We start from the raw sequence: 10,381 nt of genomic DNA on the forward strand, positions 1-10,381 counted from the left end.
CCAAACGCCAAACGACCCATCCGGCCCCCGCATTCACCGCCCGCCTCGTCAACGCGCGTGGCCTTTCCATCTCCGCAGCAGCAATGCGTTGGTCACGACGCTGACGCTGGAAAACGCCATCGCCGCGCCCGCGATCACCGGGTTCAGCAAGCCGAGCGCTGCGAGCGGCACGCCGACCAGGTTGTAGACGAACGCCCAGAACAGGTTCTGCTGGATCTTGCGGTACGTACGTTTGGAGATGTCGATCGCGTCGGCGACGAGCGCCGGGTCGCCGCGCATCAGCGTGATGCCGGCCGTGTGCATCGCGACGTCGGTGCCGGTCGCCATCGCGATGCCGACGTCAGCGGCGGCGAGCGCGGGCGCATCGTTGATCCCGTCGCCGACCATCGCGACGATCCCGCCGTGCGTGCGCTTCAGTTCGGCGACGACGCGTGCCTTGTCGTCGGGCAGCACCTGCGCGTGCACTTCGCCGATGCCGAGCGCCGCCGCGACGGCCGCCGCGCTGCCGCGGTTGTCGCCCGTCACGAGTGCGCTCGCGACGCCGCGCGCCGACAGCGCCGCGATCGCGTCGCGGGCGCCCGGCTTCACGGTATCGCCGAATGCGATCAGCGCGAGCACCGCGCGCGGCGCATCGGCACGCATCAGCCACGAGATCGTGTTGCCGGCGTGCTCGAGCTCCGCCGCGCGGGCGTCGAGCGCTGGTGGCACCGCGATGCCGAGTTCGTCGCGCCAACGCGTGCTGCCGAGCGCGAGCCGTTGCGCGCCGACGTGCGCTTCGACGCCGCGCCCGGCCACCGCGCGCGCATCGGTCGCGACGACCGGCTCCGCCGCGCCGCCCTGCGCGGCCACGTCCGCGTCATGCGCGGCGACCACCGCACGCGCGAGCGGATGGTCGCTCTGCCGCTGCACGGCCGCCGCGAGCGCGAGCGCTTCGGCACGCGGCACGCCGACGGCGTCGAACGCCGTCACGGACGGTTTGCCTTCGGTCAGCGTGCCCGTCTTGTCGAATGCGATCACGGTCGTGCGCTGCGCGAGTTCGAGCGCCTGCGCGTCCTTGATCAGCACGCCGTGCCGGGCCGCGACGCCCGTGCCGGCCATGATCGCGGCGGGCGTCGCGAGACCGAGCGCGCACGGGCACGCGATCACGAGCACCGCGACCGCGTTGAGGATCGCGGTCTCCATCCCGGCGCCGGCAATCAGCCAGCCGACCAGCGTCAGCACGGCGATGCCGAGGATCGCCGGCACGAATACCTCGCTGACGCGATCGACGAGCCGCTGGATCGGCGCCTTCTCGGCCTGTGCGGATTCGACGAGGCGGATGATGCGCGCGAGCGTCGTTTCCGCGCCGATCGCGGTGGTTTCGACGACGAGCGCGCCTTCGCCGTTGATCGAGCCGGCCGTGACGGTGTCGCCGTCGTCCTTCGGCACGGGCAGGCTTTCGCCGGTGATCAGCGATTCGTCGATGTGCGAGCGGCCCGACACGATCCGTCCGTCGACGGGCACGCGCTCGCCGGGCCGGATGCCGACGTGCGTGCCGACGCGCACCTGCGACAGCGGCACGTCGCGTTCGACGCCGTGCTCGACGACGCGCGCGCGGTCGGGACGCAGCGCGTTCAGCGCGCGGATCGCCTCGGTGGTCTGGCGCTTCGCGCGCGATTCGAGCCACTTGCCGAAGCGCACGAGCGTGACGATCACGGCCGACGCCTCGAAATACAGATGGCCGGGATGCGCGGGATCGCGCAGCAGCATCCACAGGCTCAGCCCGTACGCGGCCGACGTGCCGAGCGCGACGAGCAGGTCCATGTTGCCGGTGCGCGCCTTCACCGCATGCCAGGCCGCGCGGTAGAAGCGCGCGCCGAAGCCGAACTGCACGATCGACGCGAGCACGAGCTGGAGCCAGCCGGGCAGCATCAGGTCGATGCCGAACGGGGCGGCGAGCATCGGCGCGACGAGCGGCGCGCTCAGCACGGCGGCCCCGATCACGAGGTTGCGTTCGCGGATCGCGTCGCGGCGCTTGCGGGCATCGGGGTCCTGCGCGGGGCCGGCCGGCTGCAAGTCGGCGCCGGCCGTTGCGCCGGCGGGTGACGCGGCCGGAAGCGACGCATGGTAGCCGGCTGTGGTGACCGCCGCGATCAGCGTGGCGGCGTCGAGTGCGCCGGCGCCGTGCACCGATGCGCGCTCGGTCGCGAGGTTGACCGTCGCGCGTGCGACGCCCGGCACGGCGGCCAGCGCTTTCTCGACGCGCCCGGCGCAGGACGCGCAGGTCATGCCGCCGATGTCGAGTTCGACGTCGGTGGCAGCGGCGGTAGCGGGCGGCGCGGCGACGACGGCGGAGGCGGCCGAAGTCGCGCCGTAGCCGGCCTGTTTCACCGCTTCGACAAGCTGTGCGGCGGATACGTCGTTCGACGCATCGACCGTCGCGCGTTCGGTCGCGAGGTTGACCGACGCCCGCGTGACGCCCGGCACCTTCGCGAGCGCCTTTTCGACGCGCGACACGCAGGACGCGCAGGTCATCCCGTCGATGTCGAGTTCGATGCTTGCGGGCGCGGGCGCGGGCGCGGGCGCGGGCGCAGGCGCGGTGGGCAATGCAGTGGCGGCGGCCGGGACGACGGTGTCCGACGCAGTCGGCGTCGCACCATAGCCGGCCTGCTTCACGGCGTCCGCCAACTGCGTGGCCGAAACGCCAGCCGACGCGTCGATCGTCGCGCGCTCCGTCGCGAGGTTGACCGATGCGCGCGTGACGCCCGGCACCTTCGCGAGCGCCTTTTCGACGCGTGACACGCATGACGCGCAAGTCATCCCGTCGATATCGAGTTCGATCGTCGCGGGGGCGGGAGGAGGCGCGGAGGCCGCGGACGGCGTTTCGCCGCGCAACGCGTGCGCCGAAGGCGTGGCCGCGCCGGCTTTGCCCGGCGCCTCGCGCACCGCTGCGCGATAGCCAGCCTCCCGGACGGCGTCGACGAGCCGGCCCGGCTCGACGATTTCCTGCGCCGTGACCGTCGCCGCATGCGCATCGAGATCGACCGCCGCATCGACGACGCCCGGCACGGTGGCCAGCGCGCGCTGCACGCGGCCCGTGCAGCCGCCGCAATGCATGCCGTCGACGCTCAGTTCGATCGTTTGCAGCGCCGCGGAGGCGAGTGGTTCAGTCATGTCGGATTCCCCAAAAGCGCGGTTCGTGCCGCGAATGGTTCCAGTATCAACATTCCCATGATGGTAAGGTCAAGCGTCGGCGACGATGCGACGCAGGTTATGCGCACAGGGTGGCACAACGCGGAAAAAGCGATCGCCCGGCTTCCGTACGGACGCGCCGGGCGATCGTGTCGTGGTGTGCGCGTACGCGCTCAGGCGCAGAGCTTGGCGCTCGCCAGGCGATTGAGGCTGACGCCCTGTTCGGCGGCCTGGATGACCAGCGCGCGGTGCGCCTGTGGCGGGATACGGACCTTGAACTCGCCGCTGTAGGTTCGGTCGGCGATCGGTTCGGGCACCATTTCGCCGTTCACGGTCAGGTCGCTCACGACGTCGGCAACGAGCCGGCGAATGCCGACCAGTGCGCCTTCCGGGGTTGCATCGAGCCACGAAAGAGAGGGGAATTCCGCGCAGAGGCCGACGTGCTCCCCGTCCTCCGGGGACCACGTTACGCGGTACGTAAAGTGGTCTTGGGTCATGATTTCTGTTCCTTCAGTCGATCGATCGCGTCGAGAACCTGCCGCACCTGATAAGCCTTGGCTTTCCCGCGATCATTCTGGATATTCACTCGAGGATCGCCTTGCCACGGTGTCTTGAAATAGCATGGCTGGAACCGGATTGGCGGGCCGCTCCGAAGGGGGGCTTCGCAGATCTCGAACAGATCGTTGAAGCGCACATTCGCGGGCTCGCGCCTCATTGGGTCGAGGATCTTCCATTCGCTTGCCATAGCAATAATGGTGTCAATAGTGGCACCATTTTTCAATCCGCGTCGACGGTTCTCACCCGACCATCGTTCCAGCGCGACCGAACCGTTCCAGATTTTTGCGGAATCCCGTGAACTATTTCAGATTTTTTGACGATCCGGCTAGCGTTTTACCCGTTATTCGGCATATTGGGGGATGCCCTTAGGCGCTATGATACCGGCCTGACATCAGCGCCCACCGTTACGAAACGTCATGAACGGTCGTCCGGGCACGCTGGGGTGCCTTGCTTCGCCGTTCGCGAGACGAACAAGGCGTTGACTGAAAAGAACGATATTCGGCCAGTAATCCATGATTGAAAACCAGCGAGAATCAGTTTCTCTGCGACGCGCGTGCGCGTCGCTGGCCATTGCGGCGTTGCTTGCGGGATGCGCGTCGCAACCGGACGCGATCCAGCGGAAGACCGGCTGGATGCGCGCGGAAGTCGCCGACTCCTATATCTATGCGTATCCGCTCGTGCTGATGGACGTCGCGAAGGAAGCGGCGACGGGCGGCGACGGCGCGCAACCGGGGCAGGCGCCGCTCAACACGCTGCGCCACGCGCAGGCGCTGCCGCCCGTCGGCGCGGTCAATCCGCCGCTGCCGGGCGTCGACACGCTCGACTCGAGCGGCTGGCTCGACGTCGCCGCCGAACCCGTGATCGTCACGCTGCCCGACACGCGCGGCCGCTATTGGGACGCGCGCGCACTCGACATGTGGACGAACGTGTTGTGGTCGTCGTCGAGCGTCGCCGCCCGCGGTGCGCATGGCGCCGGGCGATCGCAAACGATTGCCTTCGCCGCGAAGGCATGGCAGGGCACGCTGCCGAAGGGCGTGGTGCGCGTCGACGTGCCGTCCGCCAATGCGTGGCTCGACGTGCGGCTGCAGACGAGCGGCGGCCGCGACCTGACAAACGTGAAGAAACTGCAGCGCGCGATCCGCGTGGTGCCGCTGTCGGTCTACACGGGCGCCGAGCGCGGCGCGTCGGTCGCGGTCCACGCGGGCAGCGCGCCGTCCGAAGCGGTGGGCGGCGGCACGCCGGCCGAGCAGGTCGCCGCGCTCGACCCGAAGGCGTTCTTCACGCGCTTCGCGCGGGCGCTGCAGGACAATCCGCCGCCGGGCGACGACGCGCACGCACAGGAATCGCTCGGCGACATCGGCGTGACGGCCGGCTATCCGGTGCTGTGGACGGGCGACCGTCTCACGGCCGCGACGGCCGGCGTGGCCGAGGCGCGCGCGCGGCTCGCGACACCGCCGTCGAACCTGCTGAACGCGAACGGCTGGACGTGGATCGGCGATACGGCCGGCAAGTACGGCCAGGACTACGCGCTCCGCGCGTACGCGGCCTACACGCAGTTCGGCACCGCGACGCGCGACGACGAGACGCTCGCGGTCACCCGCGTCGACAGCGACGGTCACGCACTGAACGGCGCGAACCGCTACGTGCTGCATTTCGCGCCGGGCGCGCTGCCGCCGGTGCGCGCATTCTGGACGCTCACCCCATACACGACCAACGGCGCGCTGCCCGACGTCGGGTCGGCGCGGCGCTCGCTCGGCGATCGCGACCGGCTGCGCCGCAACCGCGACGGCTCGATCGACATCGTCGTATCGGCGTCGCCGGGCGGCACGCATGCGGCCAACTGGCTGCCCGCGCCGCGTACCGATTTCGCGCTCGCGTTACGGCTGTACGCACCGAAGCCGCAGGCGAGCGACGGGGCATGGATGCCGCCCGTCGTCGTCCGGAAATGAACGGTTGATCGCCGCCGTTGTCCGACGGCGGGCGCGGCGGCGGCGGCGCCCGCCCGCCGTACCGTCCCCTCCTGAGCCTATACTTTCGGGATAGCGTGCGCGGCCGCCCGGTTTGTGCGGTGCGGCCCGGCATCCATTCCCGAGACATTCAAGCATGGCAAGCGCAGACAAAGAAACCCTACCCTCGACCCTCCATGCCCTCGGTGGCGTTGCACGCTCGCGCCGGACCCGGCGTATCGGCATCGGCCTGTTGATCCTCGTCGTTTTGTTCGGACTGCTCGGCTTCTTCGCGGCGCCGCCGCTGATCCGCCATGTCGCCGAACAGCAGTTGAGCAAGCAGCTCGACCGGCCGGCCACGATCCGGCGCATCGCACTGAACCCGTACACGCTGAACCTCGAAGCCGACGGCATCCACCTCGGCGAGCGCGGCGGCCAGGGCGACTTCATCGACATCGGCAAGCTCGTCGTGCGGCCGTCGTGGTCGTCGCTGTTTCGCGGCGCGCCGATCGTCAACGAAATCCGGCTCGATTCGCCGCGTTTTCACGTCGTCCGCTACGACGCGCAGCGCTTCAACTTCACCGACCTGATCGAGAAGTTCTCGTCGCCGTCGCCGACACCCGACAGCAAGCCGACGCAGTTCTCGGTGTCGAACATCCAGGTCAACGACGGCCGGATCGATTTCGACGATCGCCTGCTGAACGAAAAGCACGTGGTCGACAACTGGACGCTCGGCATTCCGTACATCGCGACGCTGGCCTCGAAAACCGACATCTTCGTCGAACCGAAGCTGCGCGCGCGCTTCGACGGCAGCCCGATCTCGATCGACGGCAAGACCAAGCCGTTCGCGCAGTCGCGCGAATCGGAGATCGCGCTGAAGTTCGACCGCCTCGACGTGCCGAAGCTGATCTCGTACGTGCCGGCGAAGCTGCCGGTGGCCGTGACGAGCGGCTTGCTCAGCAGCAACCTCACGGTCAATTTCGTGATGAGCGGCGAGACGCCCGCGCTGCGCGTGTCGGGCACCGTCGACCTGAACGACGCGAAGGTGACCGACCGCGCGTCGGCGCCGCTGTTCGCCGCGCGCGGCGTGCACGTCGCGGCGGCCGGGCTGGAACCGCTGCGCAATGCGATGCACTTCGACGAGATCCGGCTCGACCAGCCGGTGGTCGACCTGTCGCGCGACAAGCAGGGCGTGCTGAACGTCGAGAAGCTCGTCGCGCAACCGGCCGCCGCACCGAAGGCCGAAGCCGGCAAGACGGCCGCGCCGGCCGTCGCCGTTTCCGGTGCGTCCGCGGCTTCCGGCGCGACCGTCGCCGCGGCCAGCGGCGCCAGCGGCGCGAAGGCCGAAGGCGCCGCCTCGAAGGAAACGCCGCCGCTCGATCTGACGATCCGTCACGTCGCGATCGACGGCGGCACGATCAACGTCGACGACCGCGTGCCGGCGACGCCGACCGCACTGTCGCTGACGAAGCTCGCCGCGACGCTCGACGGCTTCACGCTGCAGGGCAAGACGCCGGCGAAATACACGCTGTCGACGTCGCTGTCGCGCGGCGGCGACTTGAAGGCCGAAGGCGCATTCAATCTCGCCGCGAAGCAGGCCGACACGAAGCTGACGGTCGCCGCGCTCGCGCTGCCGGCGCTGCAGCCGTACCTCGGCGAGGCGACGCGTGCGCGCGTGCTCGACGGCACGCTCGGCGCGACCGTCAACGCGAAGACCGACTGGGGCAAGACGCCGCTCGCCGCGGAAGTCGCGGACAGCACGGTCAGCCTGAAATCGCTGAAGATCGCCGCGCCGGACAACAAGGCGCCGGCGATCGTGCTGCCCGACGCGAACGCGAAGATCGCGAAGGTCGACGTCGCCGCGCGCACGGCGGAAATCTCGAGCGTCGACGCGAGCGGCCTTGCGCTCGACGTGAAGCGCCTGAAGGACGGCAAGATCGACCTCGCGGCGCTGGCCGAACCCGCGCAGGCGGCGGTGCCGCCGCGCACGGTCGCGCGCAAGGCGCAGGCCGCCGCGCCGTCGTGGCACTACTGGATCGACGCGCTGAACGTGAAGGATGCGTCCGCGAACTTCACCGACCTGTCGACGCCGCGCCCGGTGAAGCTGGCGATCAAGCCGCTGGAGTTGTCGGTGCAGAAGGTGAGCGACGACCTGACGAAGCCGCTGCCCGTGCAACTGAAGGCGACGCTGAATCGCAAGGGTTCGCTGAACGTGACGGGCGACGTGACCGCGCAGCCGCTGAAGCTCGGCCTGAAGATCAACGGCAACCGCCTCGACGCGGCCGCGTTCGAACCGTATTTCGGCAGCGCGCTGAACGCGACGATCGCGAGCGCGCTGCTCAACGCGCAGGGCAACCTGACGTTCGCGCAAGTGAAGGACAAGCCGCGCGCGACCTATCGCGGCGACGTCGCGCTGGTCGACGTGCGGATGCTCGACAAGGCGACGTCCGACCCGTTCGCCGGCTGGCGCTCGCTCGCGCTGTCGAACCTGAAGGCGAACTACGACGAGAAGGGCACCGACGTCGACGCCGCGCGCGTGACGTTCTCGAACTTCTACGGTCGCGTGCTGCTCGACGCGCAGGGTAGGCTGAACCTGAAGGACGTGGTCGCGAAGGAGACCGGCCCCGCGCAGTCGCTCACCCGCGACGCGAGCAAGGGCGAGCCGGTGCCGCTGTCGCCGGGCGTGACGCCGCCGGCCGCCGCGCAGGCCGCATCGGCCGCGGCCGCGCAGCTGGCGTCCGTGCCGGCCGCCGCGTCGGCGACGGTGGTCGTGAAGGCCGCGCCGCAGCCGCAGAACCCGGTGCGGATGCATTTCGGCGAACTGCTGCTGCAGAACGGCCGCGTCACGTACACGGACAACTTCATCAAGCCGAACTACACGGCGAACCTCGTCGCGATCAAGGGCACGGTCGGTGCGTTCGGCACGGATTCGACGACGTCCGCGCCGGTCGACGTCGCCGCGAACCTCGCGGGCAACGGGCCGATCACGATCAAGGGCTCGGTGAACCCGCTGATCGAGAAGCCGGCGCTCGACCTGACGGCCACCGCGCACGACATCGAGCTGACCAACCTGACGCCGTATTCCGCGAAGTACGCGGGCTATCCGATCACGAAGGGCAAGCTCAACGTCGACCTGCACTACCAGCTCGCGAACGACCAGCTTTCGGCGAACAACCACATCTTCATCGACCAGTTGACGTTCGGCGATCACGTCGAGAACGACACGGCGACGAAGCTGCCGGTGAAGCTCGCGATCTCGCTGCTGAAGAACACGCGCGGCCAGATCGACGTGAACCTGCCGGTGTCGGGGTCGCTGTCGAATCCGGAATTCAGCATCGGCGGGCTGATCTGGCACGCGGTGCTGAACCTGATCGCGAAGGCCGTCACGTCGCCGTTCACGCTGCTCGCGAATGCGTTCGGCGGCAGCGGCGGCGAGGATCTCGGCTACGTCGAGTTCGCGCCGGGCTCGTACCAGTTGACCGACGCGCAGCAGAAGAAGCTCGATACCGTCGTGAAGATGCTGACCGAGAAGCCGTCGATCCGCCTCGACCTGATCGGCCGCGTCGATCCGGCGCAGGACACGCCGGGGCTGCGCGACGCGTACGTCGAGCGGCTGGTGCGCCAGCAGAAGCTGAAGGACGTGATCGGCCAGGGCGAGAGCGTCGATCCGATGTCGGTGAAGGTCGACAAGGCCGAATACTCGAAATACCTGACGCGTGCGTACAAGGCCGCCGATTTCAAGAAGCCGCGCAACCTGGTCGGCCTGCAGAAGACGCTGCCCGATGCGGACATGAAGCAGGCGCTCGCCGATCACGCACCGGCCGACGACAACGCGCTGCGGGCGCTCGCGCAGCAGCGCGCGCAGGCGGTGCGCCAGTATCTCGACGGCAAGATCGACTCGAGCCGCATGTTCGTCGTCGCGCCGAAGCTCGACGCGAAGGGCATCTCGGACAAGGGCGCGACGACCCGCGTCGACTTCGGGCTGCAGTAAGCGTTACCGCTATCCGTCATTCGCCGCCGCGCCCGCACCCGCCGGGCGCGGCGGCTTTTTTCAGCGGCCGGCGATCGCCGGTTCGCGCTTGTCCAGCTCCTTCCTCGCGGCCAGCGGCAGACGCGCGTCGTCCCACTGCGCCAGCCATTCGACTTCCTTCGTGGTGAACACCGGTCCGTGGTTGCGCAACGCGTACTGCAGCGCGTCGACGACGTGATGGCGAATGATTTCGGGGGTACGTGCATCGTCCAGCACGAACCGGAGGGCTTCCAGGGTCGACATACTCGTGCTCCGGGTCAGGGAAAACCCTTTATGCCACGCCAATAGTCGCGGGCCAACCCGAAAAAAAATCCCGCCGCACGGGCTGGCGCACGCGACGGCCGCGCATCGCGACCGCTTCGCGTCATTTGCGATTGGTTACGTTTGACAGAGAACAGAAAGCCCCGCTTCATCCGGCCGCCGCACGACCCGGCGATATTTTGCGCGCCTGACGGCAAGTCACGAAGTTCAACATCAATCGGTGAGGTGGGGTGATGATTTCCAGGTTCATCAAGCAACGGAAAATGGCGGCGATGGTCGCGGCTGCGCTGGCGCTCGCCGGCGCGAGCGCGCATGCGGCGCAACCGGACGACAGCGGCCGCGCGAGCCGGGTCGTGAAGCACGTGCTGCTGCTCAGCATCGACGGCCTGCACGAACAGGATCTCGCCCGCTGTAT

The 10,381-nt window shown here is 69.0% G+C and carries 6 protein-coding genes and 1 pseudogene; 3 read left to right on the top strand and 4 right to left on the bottom strand.

Annotated elements, in window-relative coordinates; all coding sequences use genetic code 11:
• Nucleotides 1–48: 48 nt before the first annotated feature.
• The 3 genes from AC3IFE_RS24615 to AC3IFE_RS24625 all read right to left on the bottom strand — a co-directional run bounded on the left by AC3IFE_RS24615 (nt 49) and on the right by AC3IFE_RS24625 (nt 3,916).
• Nucleotides 49–3,153, bottom strand: a complete 3,105-nt coding sequence (locus AC3IFE_RS24615; RefSeq protein ID WP_489192581.1) for a heavy metal translocating P-type ATPase — start codon at nt 3,151–3,153, stop codon at nt 49–51.
• Between the two features lie 191 nt (nt 3,154–3,344).
• A complete protein-coding gene (locus tag AC3IFE_RS24620) occupies nt 3,345–3,668 on the bottom strand; it encodes a type II toxin-antitoxin system HicB family antitoxin (RefSeq protein ID WP_489192583.1) in 324 nt (107 codons plus the stop codon).
• Nucleotides 3,665–3,916, bottom strand: a complete 252-nt coding sequence (locus tag AC3IFE_RS24625) for a toxin HicA (RefSeq protein WP_144030171.1) — start codon at nt 3,914–3,916, stop codon at nt 3,665–3,667. Before AC3IFE_RS24625 ends, AC3IFE_RS24620 begins: the two co-directional genes overlap by 4 nt.
• A gap of 325 nt (nt 3,917–4,241) precedes the next feature.
• Here AC3IFE_RS24625 and AC3IFE_RS24630 point away from each other — a divergent pair, with 325 nt between their 5' ends.
• Nucleotides 4,242–5,678: a DUF1254 domain-containing protein gene (locus AC3IFE_RS24630; RefSeq protein WP_489192585.1), complete on the top strand. Its 1,437-nt coding sequence runs from the start codon at nt 4,242–4,244 to the stop codon at nt 5,676–5,678.
• Nucleotides 5,679–5,832: 154 nt separating this feature from the next.
• Nucleotides 5,833–9,666, top strand: coding sequence for a DUF748 domain-containing protein (locus AC3IFE_RS24635; RefSeq protein ID WP_489192587.1), 3,834 nt, complete (start codon nt 5,833–5,835; stop codon nt 9,664–9,666).
• 60 nt (nt 9,667–9,726) lie between these two features.
• Here the strand turns inward: AC3IFE_RS24635 and AC3IFE_RS24640 are convergent, their stop codons facing one another.
• Nucleotides 9,727–9,948 (bottom strand): hypothetical protein, encoded by a 222-nt coding sequence (locus AC3IFE_RS24640; RefSeq protein WP_089470787.1) that lies wholly within the window; start codon nt 9,946–9,948, stop codon nt 9,727–9,729.
• 251 nt (nt 9,949–10,199) lie between these two features.
• Here AC3IFE_RS24640 and AC3IFE_RS24645 point away from each other — a divergent pair.
• Nucleotides 10,200–10,381: pseudogene (locus tag AC3IFE_RS24645) on the top strand (alkaline phosphatase family protein); the annotation flags it as partial.

The organism is Burkholderia sp. APQ4-4ca, from assembly GCF_057837105.1.

Bases quoted from the DNA above. Each gene is read 5' to 3' on its own strand.
- AC3IFE_RS24615 (WP_489192581.1), bottom strand. From the start codon at position 3,153: ATGACTGAACCACTCGCCTCCGCGGCGCTGCAAACGATCGAACTGAGC.
- AC3IFE_RS24620 (WP_489192583.1), bottom strand. From the start codon at position 3,668: ATGACCCAAGACCACTTTACGTACCGCGTAACGTGGTCCCCGGAGGAC.
- AC3IFE_RS24625 (WP_144030171.1), bottom strand. From the start codon at position 3,916: ATGGCAAGCGAATGGAAGATCCTCGACCCAATGAGGCGCGAGCCCGCG.
- AC3IFE_RS24630 (WP_489192585.1), top strand. From the start codon at position 4,242: ATGATTGAAAACCAGCGAGAATCAGTTTCTCTGCGACGCGCGTGCGCG.
- AC3IFE_RS24635 (WP_489192587.1), top strand. From the start codon at position 5,833: ATGGCAAGCGCAGACAAAGAAACCCTACCCTCGACCCTCCATGCCCTC.
- AC3IFE_RS24640 (WP_089470787.1), bottom strand. From the start codon at position 9,948: ATGTCGACCCTGGAAGCCCTCCGGTTCGTGCTGGACGATGCACGTACC.